The organism is Flavobacterium ginsengiterrae, from assembly GCF_039539785.1.
In the GTDB taxonomy this organism is placed as follows: Bacteria; Bacteroidota; Bacteroidia; order Flavobacteriales; family Flavobacteriaceae; genus Flavobacterium; species Flavobacterium ginsengiterrae.
The window spans coordinates 74,962-93,424 of record NZ_BAABDU010000001.1 but is presented as its reverse complement, the minus strand read 5'-3'; the positions used below and the strand labels follow the sequence as shown (position 1 = coordinate 93,424).

21 protein-coding genes are annotated in these 18,463 nt (G+C 36.5%); 17 read left to right on the top strand and 4 right to left on the bottom strand.

Annotation, left to right across the window (positions count from 1 at the left end; genetic code table 11):
• Positions 1–564: 564 nt before the first annotated feature.
• Complete coding sequence (locus ABD859_RS00360; RefSeq protein ID WP_345138698.1) at positions 565–999, bottom strand: response regulator; 435 nt, start codon at positions 997–999, stop codon at positions 565–567.
• A 532-nt stretch (positions 1,000–1,531) separates the two neighbouring features.
• On the opposite strand from ABD859_RS00360, the gene ABD859_RS00355 reads away from it, so the two are divergent.
• The 10 genes from ABD859_RS00355 to ABD859_RS00310 all read left to right on the top strand — a co-directional run bounded on the left by ABD859_RS00355 (position 1,532) and on the right by ABD859_RS00310 (position 9,098).
• On the top strand, positions 1,532–1,912 hold the full coding sequence (locus tag ABD859_RS00355) for a YidH family protein (RefSeq protein ID WP_345138696.1): 381 nt from the start codon (positions 1,532–1,534) through the stop codon (positions 1,910–1,912).
• Between the two features lie 327 nt (positions 1,913–2,239).
• Positions 2,240–3,367, top strand: coding sequence for an NAD(P)/FAD-dependent oxidoreductase (locus tag ABD859_RS00350; protein ID WP_345138693.1), 1,128 nt, complete (start codon positions 2,240–2,242; stop codon positions 3,365–3,367).
• A 1-nt stretch (position 3,368) separates the two neighbouring features.
• The gene (locus ABD859_RS00345) at positions 3,369–4,082 is read left to right on the top strand and encodes a methyltransferase domain-containing protein (protein WP_345138691.1); all 714 of its coding nucleotides are present in this window, start codon (positions 3,369–3,371) and stop codon (positions 4,080–4,082) included.
• Complete coding sequence (locus tag ABD859_RS00340) at positions 4,079–5,131, top strand: type III polyketide synthase (protein WP_345138688.1); 1,053 nt, start codon at positions 4,079–4,081, stop codon at positions 5,129–5,131. Before ABD859_RS00345 ends, ABD859_RS00340 begins: the two co-directional genes overlap by 4 nt.
• A gap of 12 nt (positions 5,132–5,143) precedes the next feature.
• Positions 5,144–5,581 carry a 3-hydroxyacyl-ACP dehydratase FabZ family protein gene (locus ABD859_RS00335; protein WP_345138685.1) on the top strand — a complete coding sequence of 146 codons (438 nt, stop codon included), beginning with the start codon at positions 5,144–5,146 and terminating at the stop codon, positions 5,579–5,581.
• A complete protein-coding gene (locus tag ABD859_RS00330) occupies positions 5,578–6,846 on the top strand; it encodes a beta-ketoacyl-[acyl-carrier-protein] synthase family protein (RefSeq protein WP_345138683.1) in 1,269 nt (422 codons plus the stop codon). Before ABD859_RS00335 ends, ABD859_RS00330 begins: the two co-directional genes overlap by 4 nt.
• 1 nt (position 6,847) lies before the next feature.
• Positions 6,848–7,102 carry an acyl carrier protein gene (locus ABD859_RS00325; RefSeq protein WP_345138681.1) on the top strand — a complete coding sequence of 85 codons (255 nt, stop codon included), beginning with the start codon at positions 6,848–6,850 and terminating at the stop codon, positions 7,100–7,102.
• Complete coding sequence (locus ABD859_RS00320; protein ID WP_345138680.1) at positions 7,099–7,605, top strand: 4'-phosphopantetheinyl transferase superfamily protein; 507 nt, start codon at positions 7,099–7,101, stop codon at positions 7,603–7,605. Before ABD859_RS00325 ends, ABD859_RS00320 begins: the two co-directional genes overlap by 4 nt.
• Positions 7,606–8,015: 410 nt before the next feature.
• On the top strand, positions 8,016–8,594 hold the full coding sequence (locus ABD859_RS00315; RefSeq protein WP_345138677.1) for a flavodoxin family protein: 579 nt from the start codon (positions 8,016–8,018) through the stop codon (positions 8,592–8,594).
• A gap of 144 nt (positions 8,595–8,738) precedes the next feature.
• On the top strand, positions 8,739–9,098 hold the full coding sequence (locus ABD859_RS00310; protein ID WP_345138674.1) for an SPW repeat domain-containing protein: 360 nt from the start codon (positions 8,739–8,741) through the stop codon (positions 9,096–9,098).
• 672 nt (positions 9,099–9,770) lie between these two features.
• Here ABD859_RS00310 and ABD859_RS00305 read toward each other — a convergent pair.
• Positions 9,771–10,058 carry a hypothetical protein gene (locus ABD859_RS00305; protein ID WP_345138671.1) on the bottom strand — a complete coding sequence of 96 codons (288 nt, stop codon included), beginning with the start codon at positions 10,056–10,058 and terminating at the stop codon, positions 9,771–9,773.
• A gap of 296 nt (positions 10,059–10,354) precedes the next feature.
• On the opposite strand from ABD859_RS00305, the gene ABD859_RS00300 reads away from it, so the two are divergent.
• From ABD859_RS00300 to ABD859_RS00275, 6 genes are read left to right on the top strand one after another with little or no spacing between them, the layout of a single operon-like run.
• Positions 10,355–11,488, top strand: a complete 1,134-nt coding sequence (locus ABD859_RS00300; protein ID WP_345138668.1) for a glycosyltransferase — start codon at positions 10,355–10,357, stop codon at positions 11,486–11,488.
• Positions 11,485–12,621 (top strand): UDP-galactopyranose mutase, encoded by a 1,137-nt coding sequence (gene glf, locus ABD859_RS00295; RefSeq protein ID WP_345138665.1) that lies wholly within the window; start codon positions 11,485–11,487, stop codon positions 12,619–12,621. The genes ABD859_RS00300 and glf overlap by 4 nt, the downstream gene beginning before the upstream one ends.
• Positions 12,621–13,766: a glycoside hydrolase family 1 protein gene (locus ABD859_RS00290; protein WP_345138662.1), complete on the top strand. Its 1,146-nt coding sequence runs from the start codon at positions 12,621–12,623 to the stop codon at positions 13,764–13,766. Before glf ends, ABD859_RS00290 begins: the two co-directional genes overlap by 1 nt.
• A 22-nt stretch (positions 13,767–13,788) precedes the next feature.
• Positions 13,789–14,229: an adenylyltransferase/cytidyltransferase family protein gene (locus tag ABD859_RS00285; RefSeq protein ID WP_345138660.1), complete on the top strand. Its 441-nt coding sequence runs from the start codon at positions 13,789–13,791 to the stop codon at positions 14,227–14,229.
• Position 14,230: 1 nt separating this feature from the next.
• Positions 14,231–14,830: an SET domain-containing protein gene (locus ABD859_RS00280; protein WP_345138657.1), complete on the top strand. Its 600-nt coding sequence runs from the start codon at positions 14,231–14,233 to the stop codon at positions 14,828–14,830.
• Between the two features lie 39 nt (positions 14,831–14,869).
• On the top strand, positions 14,870–15,361 hold the full coding sequence (locus ABD859_RS00275) for a CinA family protein (RefSeq protein ID WP_345138654.1): 492 nt from the start codon (positions 14,870–14,872) through the stop codon (positions 15,359–15,361).
• Positions 15,362–15,776: 415 nt separating this feature from the next.
• Here ABD859_RS00275 and ABD859_RS00270 read toward each other — a convergent pair whose 3' ends face one another.
• Together ABD859_RS00270 and ABD859_RS00265 are read right to left on the bottom strand one after the other, a co-directional pair.
• Complete coding sequence (locus ABD859_RS00270) at positions 15,777–16,049, bottom strand: hypothetical protein (RefSeq protein ID WP_345138652.1); 273 nt, start codon at positions 16,047–16,049, stop codon at positions 15,777–15,779.
• Between the two features lie 37 nt (positions 16,050–16,086).
• Positions 16,087–17,112: an SDR family NAD(P)-dependent oxidoreductase gene (locus tag ABD859_RS00265; protein WP_345138649.1), complete on the bottom strand. Its 1,026-nt coding sequence runs from the start codon at positions 17,110–17,112 to the stop codon at positions 16,087–16,089.
• A gap of 587 nt (positions 17,113–17,699) precedes the next feature.
• Here ABD859_RS00265 and ABD859_RS00260 point away from each other — a divergent pair.
• Positions 17,700–18,029, top strand: a complete 330-nt coding sequence (locus ABD859_RS00260) for a hypothetical protein (protein ID WP_345138646.1) — start codon at positions 17,700–17,702, stop codon at positions 18,027–18,029.
• Positions 18,030–18,463 lie beyond the last annotated feature (434 nt).

The following is an 18,463-nucleotide window of genomic DNA, read 5'->3' as shown; positions in this document are numbered from 1 at the left end:
AATTGATGCGCAGGATTCTGTATCACATGTTATTGAGCTGCATTGTTCCAGATACTTTAAATATGGTAACATCTCAAAATACAATACATTACTGCCCCAGCGCCGCACCCTCTATTTTTTTATATCTGAAACAGTATAAACCTTCAACTTAAAATTTTATCAATTGCAAAACAATGACACTGCTGCATTCGTAAAGCAGTTAATTAAATTATCTTTGAAAAAAAAGACTTAAAAACATAAAAAAGAGTGTTGGTTTTACTTAGAACTTCTGTGATGGGCTTCACTGGCGGCATACATTCAACACATCTGCCCGTAATTTTCACCCAAAAGCAGCACCGGTGCCGTCAGAGCATGCAAAAAAAATCAATGGATAAAAGCGCTAAGAAGTATGCGCATGATCACAGACAGAAACAGCATTAGAACGCAGAATCAAGTAAAAAACTTATTTCAGGCTTTTCAAAAAATCTTACTATTAAATCTGCAGTTTCAATAAATATGCGGTTCAGGATGTATTCTTTTCTACCATCCTGTTTATTACATCGAATTTAAATTAACCATTGCAAATCATTGTAAAACAAAATCCGGAGCAGGTTCGGCTGTATTGATCTCCAGTACTTTTTTGATTAATGAGCTCAAAACAGACACACTGGCGGGTTTTATCAAATACCAGTCAGCACCAAGTTCAAGTGCTCTTGCTATAGTATCGGGATTACGTGATGTGGAATACATTATTATCATTATGTTTTTTAGATTATCACTGCGGCTTCGTATTTCCTGCAGACATTCAAAACCGTTTTTAATGGGCATATTAATATTTAAAAATACTACATCTGGCACCAGCTCGAGTGTCTCGCATAGTATCTGAGTCAGCTTTTCTCCGCTTTCAAACTGCCATAGATTTACTGACGGGTCTACCTGCTGCAAAACCTCTGCGAAAATAAATCTGTCATCCTCATCGTCGTCTGCTAAATAGACATTTTTTATCAAACCTGTATTCATTTTAATTGTTTTAAAGAATTGAATGCTAAATACTGTAAAGCCTGAACGTCTGGCCTACCATCCTGTATTTATTTCCTGCAAACTCTCAACTGCCGGACTGTACATCAAAAAGAGGCCACAGTCTTTATAGCAGCCGGCCTCATGATCATAAGGAATGCCTCAATGCTGTAATTATTTCTATCTCTAAAAGCTTATTACCAACACAACTTTAATTGTTTAACAATTTACAAAAAAGATTAAACAAAAATAGTAAAAAAAATAAATTTGTTTTCTCTGGATGATTGTAAGGCCAGCTAGAATTCGATACATGACATAAATAGAAATTGCCTATAATGCAAGCCGGCATTTTTACTTCACAAAATGTAAAAAATCGTTTTGGTTATAGTAAGGAAGATAATTGTTCATTTTTTTTAATAAATTTAGGTATTAAAATGTACCGCGATAATAAACAAAGCCGCATATGGCACATCATTCAAACCGGTGCACTTTACAACTGCAAAACGTACAACCAGTATATAAAATCTAAAGGCAAATGGAATCTAAAAACGACCAGCTGATAATACGCGAACTGATGGCGAACGAAAGAACTTTCCTGGCATGGGTGCGCACAGGAATTGCATTAATGACATTTGGTTTTGTCGTGGTCAAGTTTTCTATGTTTATCAGACAGTTAGGACTCGAACTTGGTGAAGATCCTGCTGTACACAAAGGATATTCTTCGATCATAGGCATTATCATTGTTATTACCGGCGCGGCAGCCTGTCTATACGCTTTTATCCAATACCGATATAACACTAAAAAAATCAAAACATTAAACTTCAAATACAGCACCGCCTTCACGACCCTGCTGGCTATTCTAATTATATTGATGAGCGTTACGCTCATTATTTATCTTTTTCATACTGCCAAATAAAAACCGGCCTTACAAAAGACACTATACTTGTATCGGTGTGAATGGTGCTGCGCTGAAAGCGCGTCATTTCATCTTTTTGGCATTCATCAATATTTTGACACATCGAGCTCTGATCGGTTTTTGAATGCTGCGATATTTTGTAATTTTCAGCTCATACACCTTGAATATCAAAGAGGTTTTCAAATTTAAATTTTCATAACATTGTAATTACATCAGAATTAGTAATCTTTATTTTCATATGTTTCCTCAAATGATGTTGTTACTTATTTCTTATTTTTTTTTCACTTTCATAAGGATGATTTGATATATTATAAGTAAATTGGTAGTATGAGAACAAATGCCGATGTCATAATTATTGGAGGGGGCCTTGCCGGCTTAGCCGGTGCATTGCATTTGTCCAAGAAAGGACTCAGCGTAACGTTGATTGAAAAAACGACTTATCCTCGTCATAAAGTCTGCGGTGAATATATCTCTAATGAAATTTTACCTTATCTGCAATGGCTTGGCATTGATATTTCTGAACTTCATCCGACCAAGATCTCAAATTTCGAATTTTCAGCACAAAACGGAAAAACTGCCCGTACCAAACTTCCCTTAGGCGGTTTTGGCGTCAGCCGTTTTGCCCTCGATCATTTTTTATATAAAAAAGTATTAGAAAATGGATGTACCGTCTTTACTGAAACCGTACATAACAGCTCCTTTGATAATAACATGTTCACAATAAAGACCTCCCAGCAGATTCTTACATCCAAAATTGTGCTCGGTGCTTATGGAAAAAGATCGAATATGGATCAGGTTCTCGCTCGAAACTTTATTGCCGAAAAATCGCCTTGGCTGGCGGTAAAAGGACATTACAAAGGTGAATTCGACAGCAGTCAGGTAGCGCTGCATAATTTTAAGGGAGGCTACTGCGGTGTGTCGGTTGTTGAGAAAAACATCATCAATATATGTTATCTAGCCGATTATGCAACTTTTAAAAAGTATAAAAATATAGACGAATATCAAAAAGCAGTGTTATACGAAAACAAAAAACTGAAAGCTGTTTTTGAAAATGCTGTACCTCTATTTGACAAACCTCTAACGATCAGCCAGATTTCATTTGATAAAAAAAATCCAGTTGAAAACCATATTTTGATGGTGGGCGATACGGCCGGTCTTATACACCCTATGTGCGGGAATGGAATGGCAATGGCTGTACACAGTGCTAAAATTGCAGCAGAATTGATTCTGGATTTTTACAGCGGTAGAATAACATCACATCAGGAATTGGAAAAAAAATATAAACAAGAATGGAAAAAACACTTTAGCAGACGATTGTTTACAGGCAGACTTCTAGCCAAAGCTCTGACACATAAAAAAATTACAAACTTAATGACTTTTGCTGCGGCATCAATGCCTTTATTACTTTCAAAAATCATCAGGCAGACCCATGGCAGCCCTGTCACAATCAATTAGAATGAGTGTTAATAGTAAATATAGAACAGAACAAACCGAGATAATGGACGATTTTTCACTTGAAGGTCCAGAATTAATCGATGCATTAGATCAGATCGCCAAAATCAACCAGCTTTTAGGAGGCAATAAACTCACGCTGCATGGATTAAAAAAACTATTGCAGAAAAAAAAAGCCTCCAAACCGCTTATCATTGCAGATATCGGTTCGGGCAACGGTGATATGCTGCGAATGCTCTCTAGGTTTGGCAAAAAGCACGGTTATGATTTTTCGTTACAAGGAATAGACGCCAATGCATTTACAATAGAATATGCGCGAAATCTTTCTAAAGAATTTCATAATATCCAGTACAAATGTCTTGATATTTTTAGTCCAGAATTTAGTTCATTAAAATACGATATCGCATTGTGCACTTTAACCCTGCATCATTTTACGAATAGCGAGATTGAAAATATTTTAAAACAAATTTACAACAACGCCGCAATAGGAATTGTAGTGAATGATTTACATCGATGCAAAACGGCTTATCGATTATTTCAATTGATTTGCACTGTTTTCAGCCTCAATGAAATGTCCCGAAAGGATGGACTTGTTTCTATTTTAAGAGGCTTCAAAAAAAATGAACTCAAGCAATTCTCCACAAAACTAAATTTTAAAAACTATACCATAAACTGGAAATGGGCTTTTCGCTACCAGTGGATAATCAAAAAAATATGAGCGTAAAGATCGTTACAGCTGTTAAACAGCTTCCGAAATATTCAAGAGAAACAAAAGATATTCTTCCTTATTTAGATGTCTGGCTCGAAGGCCGGGAAGAACGTTTTATCAAAAAGGTAAAAAAAATATTTGCAGGCGCCGCAGTAGACAAACGTTATTCAATTATGGAACCTTCAGAAGTTTTTACTGCATCTTCTTTTGAAGAAAAAAATGATATTTACAGCCGTGAAATGATCGTTTTAGGTCATCAGGTTTTAGAAAAAGCACTTCAAAAAACAGGCTGGGATCCGCAAAGTCTAGATTATATTATTACGGTAAGCTGCACAGGTATTATGATTCCGTCTTTAGATGCTTATCTGATCAATAAAATGAAACTGCGTCAGGATATTGTGCGTCTTCCGGTAACAGAAATGGGCTGTGCAGCGGGAATATCGGGAATTATATATGCAAAGAATTTCCTGAAATCAAATCCAGGAAAGCGTGCTGCTGTAATTGCTGTCGAGTCACCTGCTGCTACATTTCAGCTTAATGATTTCTCAATGCCGAATATTGTCAGTGCGGCTATTTTTGGTGATGGTGCCGCCTGCTGTCTGCTCTCTTCCCATAAAGACGACATCGGCCCGGAAATTCTGGACGAACAAATGTATCATTTTTACGATGCCGAACACATGATGGGTTTTAAACTCACAAACAGCGGTCTGCAGATGGTTTTGGATATTGAAGTACCCGAGACTATTGCAAGTCATTTTGGTGACATTATTCATCCTTTTTTAAAACAAAACGATATGGAAATAAAAGATATAGATCATTTAATCTTTCATCCCGGCGGCAAAAAAATCGTCAATACTGTCGAAGCACTATTCTCTGGTTTAGAAAAGAATATCGACGACACAAAAGAAATTCTGAGACAGTATGGCAATATGTCCAGCGCTACCGTGCTGTATGTTTTAGAAAGCATTATGAATCGAAGTCCAAAAAAAGGTGAAAAAGGATTAATGCTGAGTTTTGGTCCCGGATTTTCGGCACAGCGTATTTTGTTACAATGGTAATATGTTAAAATTATGGAATTAAGCGATATTATAAAACAACTTCCATACAGCAGTCCTTTTTTATTTGTTGACGAACTCCTGCATGCGGATGAAAATGGCGTTACTGGAACATTCACATTTAAAAAAGAACTTGATTTTTACAAAGGTCATTTTAAGGATAATCCTATAACCCCCGGCGTTATTTTAACCGAAGCTATGGCGCAGATCGGCATGGTTTCTCTTGGCATTTATTTATTAAGCAATGATAGTTATAAAGATACTGTCATTATGTTTACTTCTGCAGATATGGAATTTTTAAAACCTGTTTATCCAAATGAAAAAGTAACTGTGACTTCACAGAAAATTTTCTTCCGTTTCGGAAAACTCAAATGCAGCGCCGTAATGACCAATGAAGCCGGACAGGAAGTCTGCCGGGGAATTCTGGCCGGGATGATAACTCAAAAATTATGAAAAAACGAATCGTAATAACAGGCCTTGGCGTCACGGCTCCAAACGGTGTCGGAATTCCGGCATTCACTAATGCGATTAAAAATGGCGTTTCAGGAATTCGTCATAATAAGCAGTTAGAAGAATTACAGTTTTCATGTCAGATCAGCGGACAGCCTGAAATTCCAGACGAATTGAAATCGCAGTATTTTACCGAACTCGAGCTCAGAGGATTTAATAGTTCTGGTATTTTATACGGTGTTATTGCGGGTATAGACGCGTGGAAAAATGCAGGTTTACCTTTGAATGAAACTCTAGATTATGACAGCGGTGCTGTATTTGGCTCAGGCACATCGGGTATTGATAAATTTCGAGAAAGTATCTATAAAATCGATGATCTGCAAACGCGAAGACTTGGCAGCACCGTTGTGGCTCAAACCATGAACAGCGGTGTAAGTGCTTATCTGGGCGGGAAAATTGGCTTAGGAAATCAAGTAACAACCAATTCATCTGCGTGTACAACGGGCACAGAAGCAATTTTGATGGCCTACGACCGAATACAATCTGGACAGGCAAAACGAATTCTTGCAGGAAGCACCTCAGACAGCGGTCCGTATATTTGGGCAGGATTTGATACGCTTCGAGTATGTCCTTCAAAATTTAATGAAATTCCAATAGAAGGCTCTAGGCCTATGAGTGCATCTGCTGCAGGATTTGTTCCCGGAAGCGGTGCTGGTGCAATGGTAGTTGAAGATTTAGAAAGCGCTTTAGAACGAAATGCAATAATCTATGCCGAAATATTGGGCGGAAACGTCAATTCCGGCGGGCAGCGTGACGGCGGCAGTATGACTGCACCAAACAGTATTGCGGTTCAAAAATGTATCGAAAATGCTATTATCAATGCTGGAATTACTGCACACGAGATTGACGCTGTAAACGGACATCTTACCGCCACAGCCAAAGACAGTCTCGAGATTGAAAATTGGACAAAAGCACTAAATCGAAGCGGTATTAATTTCCCTTATATCAACTCTTTAAAAAGTTTGACAGGTCATTGCTTAAGCGCTTCAGGAAGTATTGAAAGTGTCGCTGCCATATTACAGCTTCACGAAGGCTTTTTATTCGGAAATATCAATTGTTCCGACCTGCATCCTGAAATTGCTGCACTGATTGATCCTTCAAAAGTGCTCTTCCAAACGAGTAACAGTAATCCGAAAATAATTGCCAAAGCCAGTTTTGGTTTTGGCGATGTAAATGCATGTGTATTATTTAAAAAATTTGAAAAATAAAATGGCTGAAAAAGAACTTATCGAGAAATTAAAAAACATTATAAAACCTTATGCTGCAGATACAGCTGCCTGCGAGAATCTGTCTGAAGAAACCGATTTTATAAATGATTTAAAAATTAACTCTGCTAATCTTGTAGATATCGTTCTGGATATCGAAGAACAATTTGATGTTGTAATAGACAACGCTGATATGGAACGGATGCTGGATGTCAAAGCAGCAGTAGAAATCATAGAAACAAAATTAGCAGCTAAATGATTGGCAATGATGTCATAGATCTTCAACAATCGCGTTTAGAAAGTAATTGGCAGCGTAAAGGTTTTCTTGAAAAACTTTTTACAGATGAAGAACAACAGCTCATAGAAGAGCATCATGATCCCGAAATCATGGTATGGCTGTTATGGAGCATGAAAGAAGCGGCTTATAAAGTCTATAACAGACAAACTAAAATACGGGAATACATACCTAAAAAACTCGCATGCTCCATTATGACATTATATGAATTTCAAGCACAAGGCCTTGTCACCTGTAATGGAAACACATACTACACCAAAACACAAATAACGCCTGAAAGCATTCATACTATCGCCGGGGTGGGTATGGAAATTTTAGACAATATAAAGGAAACAGATCGGAAAGGAATTATAAAGAACGAAACTGGTATTCCGTATCTTGCAGCTATAGGCGCTGAACTGCAGGATATTTCGATAAGCCATCATGGACGCTTTGAACGTATTGTTACATTTACAAAAAAAAAATAAAATCTTACTATGTTGACCTGCATATAATTTATAATGAGAATGGATGATAAACCCAAAGAACTGAAAGTTTTCATCATGACTACCTCCTCGGAAAACAGTGACAGAGAACCCGCAGAAAAACTGGATATATCAGGCGCCGTTCTGGTCTGCTGGATATCCAAAGATCAATCTGCGATACTAGATTAGAAACAACAGATTTAAATTCTGCGTCTACAACGATGCAATTATACCCTATGTTATTCCTTCGTTCAATATTTTTATCAGTTTAAAATGAAAACTCTATAAATCAAATCATTAATACTATAAAATTATCATTAAACGGTGCTCCAACTTTGTAATGCTGATTCAAATTAGAATATGGGATTGAAAAGTATTAATCCCTATTATACCCAGTATTAAAATTAAATTACATGAAAGCAATCATTTTATTGGCGACGTTAAAAAGCGAAGACCGCTCAAACACACAAGTATTAGTAGATTTTTTTGGCGAATTTTTAACCCGTCAGCAAATCGAATTTGAAATTATAAAACTTGTAGAGTATAACATTCTTCATGGAAGCTATACCCATCTTGATAAAGAAGATGACTGGCCGGAAATTTATCAAAAAATAGTAAAATCTGATATCATTTTATTTGCTACACCTATCTGGTGGAATAATCATTCATCAATACTTCAAAAGTGCATTGAACGTTTGGATGAAGTATTTGATATTATAAATTCTGGAGAAGATTCTCCCGTTGATGGGAAATTAGGAGGTATCCTGGTAACAGGAGATTCTGATGGTGTAGAACATGTTACAGGCAACATTGCAAACTTTTTCTGCTCCATCGGTATCACAATTCCTGCTTATTCATCACTGGGAGTGATTTGGGAAGGCCACAGCAAAGATTCTAAAAAGACTGCAGCACAGCTTAAAAAATACTATAAAGATAACTACAGTAAGGATGCCCAGTCGATGGCAGAATCTCTGGCGAAAGCTTTAAAATAAAAAAATAGTTTGGATTTTTAATATATGGTTTAAAACAAACCTGCATACAGAAAGCAAAAGACGCACTCCGATGCAGCTTTTTTGATGCATCTTCCATTAAATCCCTATGAAAAAATTCAAATAATAGAATCAAAATAAAAGATCATGAAACCAATAGACACCAGAACGCACGGCTGTATGGATTATATCATGGGTATTTTCCTTACTGCTTCCCCTTCAATATTCGAACTTAATTATAATGGAATTGAAAGCACTATTTTTTATATTTTAGGACCAGCAGCTATCCTGTACAGCCTGTTGACCAATTACGAATTAGGATTTATAAGATTAATACCGATGAAACTGCACCTTATTCTTGATTTTATCTCTGGAGTTATTTTAGCTTCTTCCCCATGGCTGTTCGGTTTTTCGCAAACTGTGTACGGACCTCATGTTATTTTAGGGATTATCGAGATTGGAGCCGCACTTTTGACTAGTTGTAAACCTATGAGGAGGGTGGTATAATAAAACGCACCAACCTCGTGGTTTATTAAGACATTAGTTATATTGCTGCATTTTTCCAATAGCACATCGCAGAATTGTGCGCGATGAAATATGAAACACTAAACTTTTAAATCATAGATCCGTTAAAAATAACAGGTCTTGCTGCGCAATACATAACAAAAAAACAAGTTACAGCCTGATACCTTTCCGTACATCTTTATGCGGCACGGCGGTCTGTGTATTAGATTTAGACATTCCTTTTTTCTTTCCTTTATTATCCTTTCGCAGTGTCAATTTTAAATCTGCACGTAAACTGTCTATTGTATTTTGATTGCACTGTACGTGTTTAGTTGCTGACCACGCTGCATAGTCTCAAATTGTGATAAGTACGTGCTTAAAACTATAAAAGATAGAAATAAGTTTTCAAAAATTTTCGGTAGTGAAGAAACTTTAGCAGATTATCTATTGAACCCAAATTTAAAAAAGGCAGCAGCTTATACAGGAATTTTGGAGGCCAGGGTACGACAATTATAAGTTTAAACCTCCATAATTGAAAATATAATGACGCAGTTGGGAAGACGGGCAAGCGACAAATACTGTTCTGTTACCTGACTTATCAATTCCACCGCCGAATAGAAAAAGAGTGGTAATCATGAACTGTCCCCAAGTAGTATCGTATTTTTTGGGCGTAGTCTATGACCGCTCTTTTGTATCTGCCGGCCGACGATCTGTCTTCGATTCCTTACCGCCCCGGCTTTTTTGATTATCATTGTTTTCCTGTTTTTGTCTGCCATTATTGTTTTCATGCACCACATCTTTTACAGCAGGCTTTCCTGAAAGACTGGATCGAAAGTCTTTTTTTGACTCTTCGCCTGATTCAGAATTGTATTTTGAATAACATATAATCGATATTAATACAGGTTCAAGATTACCCGTATTACTGTTTGATCGCACTCTGTGCGAATTATTTGCTCTGCTCATTTTTGTAGTTTTTAAGACGGCATCCTTCTGTCATCAACAGCCAAGTATTAGTAATTATACAGTTACAAAGGTGCAAATACTCCTCTTCTACAATTTATATCATTCCGGTTTTATTTACTGTTTTTCAAATATTTAAGGAGTAAATAATATCGAACTTATATGTAAATTATATAACTCTCAAGATTTTTTTTGTAAGAATATACTTTTTTACACCGATACATTTGCTGAAAGATGATTACTCTATTTATCCTTCTGCCCACAATTAAATCGCATCAAACTATTAAAAATCAAATCTTATGATAAACAATTTAAACAAAATTAACAATGGTTTACGCAGGCAGGAAACTTCTGCAGACCAGCCGCAATATTACGACATGATTGTCTTCAGTCATTTACGATGGAAGTTCGTCTATCAGCGTCCACAACACCTCATTAGCCGGATGGCTGCAAGTATGAAAGTGCTATTTATTGAAGAACCGCTGCCAAACCAAGAAAATGGCGAACGCGGCACTCTGCTTGTTATCAGCGAAAAACTGCATGTACTGCAGCCTCATACCTCAGATATACTTTCCATAACGGAAATTCTCCCTGATTATGTAAAAAGCACAGCGATTTCTATCGGATGGTTTTATTCTCCTGCGTTCTGCCCGCTTTTAGACTATTTTCAATTTGACACAATTATCTATGACTGCATGGACGAGTTAACACTTTTTAAAGGTGCACCGGCACAGCTTATAGATCAGGAAAAATATCTTATGGCTAATGCTGATATTATTTTTACAGGCGGTAAATCACTCTACGAATCAAAGCAACAACATCATAAAAATGTGCATTGTTTTCCAAGTTCTGTCGATCAATCACATTTTTCAAAAGCTTTAAAAAATATCTCAATACCAGCCTCCATAGGAGATATTCCGGCTCCAATAGTCGGTTATTACGGCGTCATTGATGAAAGAATTGATTTAGAACTGCTTGAAAAAACCGTTCAAGAACTTCCCGAGGTTTCTTTTGTCATGATAGGCCCGCTGGCCAAAATTGAAGAATCCGATCTTCCACAAGCCGCAAATCTTTATTATCTGGGGATGAAATGTTATGATGAACTGCCGTATTATCTAAAAGCATTTGACATTGCTATGATGCCATTTGCATTAAATGATGCCACAAAATTTATCAGTCCTACCAAAACGCTTGAATATATGGCTGCCAAAAAGCCTATAATATCGACACGGGTAATTGATGTTGTTCGTGACTACAGCAGTTGTGTAACTATAATTGAAACAGCTGACGACTTTACTCAAGCAGTCATTCAGTTAACAGCTGAGCCCAAGATTGAGAATTTGGAAGCGGCATATGAAAAAATTCTTCAGAAGACGTCTTGGGATACGACAGCTGAACAGATGAAATCTATCATTAAATTCTTTGCGAAATGAAAAATATAGATATTCTCATTATAGGAGCCGGCATATCAGGCTGTGTTTTAGCTGAACGATACGCATCGATAGGCCGAAAAGTCCTTGTAATTGAAAAACGAAACCATATTGGAGGAAACTGTTACGATTTTATAGACGAAAATGGCATATTGGTTTCTAAATACGGCGCTCATTTGTTTCATACCTGCGATGAGTCAGTATGGCGTTATGTTAACCGCTTTTCAGATTGGTATCCATGGGAACATAAGGTAATTGCAAAAGTAGATGGCAAAAATGTTCCCATTCCTGTCAATATTACTACAGTCAATGAACTTTTTAATCTTAACTTAACCGGTGAAGAAGAGATGCAGACATGGCTTGAAGAAAACCGAACGCCGATTGCAGAACCGTCCAATGGTGAGGAAGCGGTCCTAAACCGAGTAGGAAATCTTCTTTACGAAAAAATGTTCAAGCATTACACCAAAAAACAATGGGATAAATATCCGGCTGAACTTGACGCTTCAGTACTTGAACGTATACCGGTAAGAACGAATTTTGATGACCGCTATTTTTCAGATCCCTGCCAGGCGCTGCCTGATGGAGGATATACTCAGCTGTTTAAAAATATGCTCGACCATCCTAATATCAAAGTGCTTTTGGAAACTGATTATTTCGATGTCAAACAATCGTATAATAATTATCATAAACTTTTCTACACCGGACCAATAGACCGGTATTTTGAATTCAAACACAGTCTGGTTCAAAAACTGGAATATCGTTCGATTAACTTTGTAAGCGAGACTATAGATGCTGCCTATTTTCAGGAAAACTCTGTGGTTAATTATCCAGGTACTGAGGTAGATTTCACACGAATTATCGAATACAAACATTTTGGAAATCAAAAATCAGAGAAAACCACTATTGTAAAAGAATTTACTATAGATGAAGGAGAACCTTATTATCCAGTTCCAAATCCAAATAATCAAGAAATTTATACCCGTTATAAACAAGAATCTGAAAAACTAGTCGATGTTCATTTTGTCGGAAGGCTGGCCAATTATAAATATTTTAATATGGACCAGGCTTTTAAAAACGCACTTGATCTTTTCGAGGAGCTTCAGCAAAACAAAACCGTTTTAAAAACTGCTGTATAATGGAAAAATTCAATACTTTTTTTTTAGGAGGTTTCGAATGTGCTGATCATATCAACCGCTCAGGAAAGCGAATTAATCTTTTAAAAGAAACGCAGCATGATACTCGCGTGTATGATGATTATCAGGCTCTCTGTTCAATTGGCATTAAAACGGTGCGCGAAGGAATATGCTGGAGCGAAGTAGAAAAAATACCGGGACAATTTGATTTTTCTGAAGTCCTAAATCGAATAAGAGCCGCTGAAAAGCTGGGAATCCAGCAAATCTGGGATTTAATACACTTTGGATATCCGGATGATCTGTTTCCAACCCATCCTCTTTTTTGCATGCGTTTTGAAAAACTTTGTGAAGCTTTTGTAAATTTTTATAGAACATGTTCCAAACAACCTTTAATGGTAGTTCCTATTAATGAAATCAGTTTTTTAGCTTGGCACTCCGGCGATGTTCGGGGAACGGTCCCTTTTGCAGTCAATTCGGGCTGGGATATGAAATACCATTTATGTAAAGCGGCAATTTTAGGAATTAAAATGCTCAAAAGATTTGATCCAAACTGTACAATAATTTTAGTAGAACCGCTCGTAAGTATTCATGCTACAGAAAATGCATACCATGTTCTGGATATGAATGAACATCAGTTTCAGGCAATGGATATTATAGCCGGCAGAATGTGCCCTGAACTGGGCGGGTCCGAAGATTTTCTTGAACTTCTTGGATTTAATTATTACTGGGACTGCCAATGGGAAGCAGCGGGAAGACCTCTGCCCTGGCCTGAAGAAGAAGGATACGAAAAAAGAACTCCTCTCCTAAAACTTTTACAGACCGCCTGGAAACGATATAAAAAACCCATTTTTATATCAGAAACCGGTCATTTTGGAGCAGGACGGGTTACTTGGCTTAAAGAAATTGCGGCGGCTTGTAAAGATGCTCAAAATAAAGGCGTCAATTTATGGGGCATTTGCATCTATCCGGTAACTGACCGCCCGGACTGGGATAACTTAACAGAGTATTGCGACTGTGGCATTTATGACTTAGACAGCCATAAAAATCGTATTGCATTTGAACCCTTTATTGAGGCTTTACAAGCCATTCAAAACTCAAATAAAAAATCAGAACATCTATTATCCCATGCAGCTGGCTTTTTAAAATAATTGTTTTAATAAAAATATGATTATGAAAGTGATAAAACCCCTTGTCGGAATAACATTTAGTGCCTTTGATCTGCTGCACGCGGGACATGTCCGTATGCTTGAAGAAGCCAAAGTGCATTGTGATTACTTGATTGCAGGTCTGCACACAGATCCTACCATTGACAGACCGGAAAAAAATAAACCGGCTCAGTCAGTTGTTGAACGATACATACAGCTTAAAGCCTGCCGTTTTGTAGACGAAATTATCCCCTATGCTACAGAACAAGATCTTGAGGATATTCTACAGGCCTTCCCGATAGATATTAGAATCATAGGAGAAGAATATCGAAACCAGAATTTTACTGGACGTGATTACTGTGAAAAAGCAAAGATTAAACTTATTTATAACCTGCGCAGGCACCGATTTTCCAGCAGCGGTCTTAGAAAAGAAGTATATGAAAGTGAATCTTTAAAATTAGTATAGTATGATACATCCAGATACAGAAGTCCGCTTTATAAGTCCAGAGAAAGGATATGGAGTTGTTGCTTCCAAATTTATTCCTAAAGGCACAATTACCTGGGTACAGGATGATTTAGATCAAATATTTAAACGGGATCAAATTTCATGTATGACCCCATTGATCAAACAATTTCTCACCAAATACTCGTTTAGAAATAAGAATGGCGATTATGTTTTATGCTGGGATAATGCAAAATTTGTCAACCATAGTTTTACACCAAGCTGTTTCAGCACGTCATACGATTTTGAAATTGCCATACGAGACATTCATCCTGGAGAAGAACTTACAGATGATTACGGATACCTTAATGTTGAAGAACCTTTTACCTGCATTGATGAAAATGTTTTTCGCAAAACTGTATACCCGGATGATTTATTACGATTTCACAAAGAATGGGACGCATTACTACTCGAACAATCTCAAGAAGTTTTGAAAAAAGACCAAATACTGCTGGACTTCATTCCAACGAAAACCTGGGGCGAATTCATGAACGCCGTTTATAATCCAACGCAGATGCGCTCAATATTGGAATGCTACTATGAGGAGTCTTCAATTCATAAATAAATAAATAAATAAATAGTAAAAAAATAAAAGTCCTTACTTATGCCATCAGAAATAGTTATTAAATGCAGTAAAGCATTAAGCTTAAAAAAATGGAACATTGCTTTTGCTGAAAGTGTAACTGCTGGAAGGATGTCTGCTGAATTTTCTTTGACTGAAAATTCAGGAACGATTCTTCGCGGCGGTATTGTCTGCTATGAAGAGTTTGTTAAAATACAGCTGCTTCACGTACCGTATACTCTAATTGAAAAATTTACTGCCGAATCTGCCGAAGTGACCCAGCAGCTGGCGCATCAAGCAGCAAAAATTTTTAACAGCAAAATTACTGCTGCCGTCACGGGTCTGGCTTCACCCGGGGGAAGTGAGACAAAGGAAAAACCGGTAGGAACTATTTTTTTTCATATCGTCACCCCTTTTGGTGCTGCACAACATCGTGAAATATTTCACGGTTCACCTGAAGACATTATCCTTCAGGCAGTCGACAAAACAGCCGAGATAATTTTACGTGTAATTGAAAATGACGCAGCTCTGTAATGTTCTTATATAGAGCCGTTTCATCGGACTGCTAGTTTACAAATTTGACAAACAAAATACCAAAATATAAAGAGAAAAGAAATGGTGCTAAGATATTTATCCCAGCAAGAAACGTAAAATAATTGCTGCTGCTTTTAATTAGGCCTTTATAAAGTGATAATTTTAAAAACGGAATATTTCTTCTTTGCAGCAAACATTTTCGAATTATGTTTTTCGATCGCTTAGTTTCAACATCCAAGCCTCAAAGTTTAGAGTATTAAATATTTTCATAGACTAAAAAGGCTGTCAAACCAAAAATAACATGAGCAAAAAACAATTGTATATAATAGCCTTTATCTGAAACTTTTCTTTCAAACCTGGAAAGTTTAAACATAATTATCCAGCCCGTTATACCGGCCAGACCGGACAAAGCTCCCTAGTACACACCGCTTAAAATAGTGAAAGGAACAATTTTATATTTCCATAAAATGTGGTAAACAATAACAAATATTAAACCAATACCATAATGGATAATCCACGAACAAATACTTTTCAAACTTTCAGAAAAAGTAAAATTAAGTCTGTCAAGAATGAATTTGAGTAAAAGAGGCTCTTTATATAATTCTTTAAAACTTTCGGAAATTATATAACTGAATAAGGTCATTGCTGAGGTTGCCATTATCGCAGCCATTAAAAGGTGTAGAGTCATGATTACTATTTTACTATTTATTGAAATTGAAAACTAATTATTTATCTTTATTTTGTCTGTAATCCTTCATTCTCTTTTTAGCTCCATCCTCTATCCCCCGCCCTTCCGGAATAGGTTTATAAATAGAGCCTTCTGTATGAGGCGTTTCCGGTCCTGTTTTAATCATGTATTTCTCTGCCAAATTACCACCCAGCCTTTCAGAAACCCTCGGAAACACATTGGCACTAAATGATGAAACCTGAGCCTTCCATCCTACTGGCACGATCTTTTTCGGACGAAGTGATTTTCTTAAAACAGCATTGACGATTTTTTGAGGTTCATCCATCATAGCCATTTTGGGTTCTACTCCCGTATAATTGGCTGCGTGTCTCCAGATAGGAGTGTCCACTGCCCATGGTTCGATGGTCACCACTTTAATTTTGTCATATCCATTAAGACGAAGTTCCTGCGAGAGTGCGAGATCCAAACTCCTTATTCCAGATTTGGTTGCGGAATAACCACTCTGATAAGCCAGCGGAATTTCTCCCATAACCGATGCAACATTAATCAAAACGCCCTCTCCTTGTGTTATAAACAGATCGACTGCCGTTCTGCTGGCATAAAAAAAACCTTTTAAATTCACATCGATAACCCGTATCTGATCTTCAATCGGCACTTCCCAAAAACGTCCTATAGCTGTCACCCCCGCCATATTGACCCATACATCAATTTTAGAATATTCTTTTAAAGCAGCCGCTTTCACTCTTTGCAGATCTTCTTCTTTACTAATATCCGTAGTAACCACCACAGCATTACCGCCCGCTTTACGAATTGTTTCAGCAACTTCCTCTAAAAGATCCGTTCGTCTTGCGGCAAGAACAACATTGGCTTTGTATTTTCCAAGCTGCTGCGCTATACCTCGGCCCATTCCACTTGAAGCACCAATAATGACGTAGGTTTTAGCGGAAATTTTCTTCCTGCCCGAACTACCCACTTTCCATGTTGTACAGCTTGCAGTCAGAAAAGAAATAAAAAATACAATAAAGAGCGATTTTAAAATCTTTGGAGTACAACTGATTTTCATATCTTCTAATCTGATTTAAATTAATTCTGGTCGATGAAAATAGAACCAATTTCTCTTTTTATGTTACACAATTCGATTCTTCAAATTGTAAGATTTCAATCTATAATGTAACTCACTATACTACCTGTATAATAAACTTCCATATTTTGTACAATCAAGAGTAAAATTTAAGGTCTGACCATCAATATTTCCTAAACCTTCCATCAGTATTGATCTCAATAATTTTATAATTCCCATTTACTTTTATTGTAATGCCAAGAGCCAATCCATCAAAATGCGATATTCGTTAAAGAGATAACTGAATTTCTTTCCTTGCTGGTGACACCAGTTTATTTTCTTCTGTTCTTAATCTTTTACACTTTAGTCAAAAATACCAAATCAAAAAAATATTTCAAATATTCTTCTTACGATGCAAATTCTAGAACTAAGATTTTTCTTTATTATAAAGCTTATTACTGTCACAGCATCAATAAAAGAAGATTTTTAAATGTTTATTTTAATTTATTAGCTACATTTATTTATATGAACTTATAAATCTGCAATATAATGTATATGCAGGTCATTTATAAGCCTAAAAATATAGAAATATGCCAGCAGGATTTTGGATTGAGACAAACTGGGGAGAATCGTTTGATGAAGTAACAGAAAAAGAAATTACTTTGATACTCCAAAATATCTTTAAAAATAAAAAATCAGATGCAGCATTTTGGATCGGAGACAATGAAGGCCTGCATGTTTTAGAAATACATAATGATTTCAATCTTTATTACACTTACGGTGAAAATATGGACAAACGCTTAACTGCAGCGGCTGATGGAATAGTGCAGTGCAGTTATATTGTGAACATGTTTATCAGTGAAAATTTTTTACTCTTCAGGAATAGATTTGGGAAAGACTGCTTAAAATTTCTTCCTTAAAATAATCGATTTTTAGGCAGAATAAAATAAGTCTTTAAAACCAGATAATCTCGACGTAATATACTTTAGGATTTACAGCCCGGACTTCATACTTTTTTCACATAAAAAAACTATGGCAAATTGAACTGCTCTTTTACCATTTTAACTTTTGTGGCAGAATCTTGGCGAATACATAAAAAAAACGTAAATTCCAGCATTGACAGCACCCGAGAAATGCAGGTTAGAATCTAAGAGCAATCAAAACCAAATAAATAAAACAGCTAAAATCATTCGTTAAGTTCTATAAAAAAAGCCGTCGAAAGATCAGACGATATTCGATTTACATGAAAGCTTTAATAAAAATAGTTCATTCAAATTATTTATGATCATTAAAAAATAATTGCAGTACTAAAGCAATTATTTTTTTTGAAAACAAAGAAATAGAAGTTTTCCAT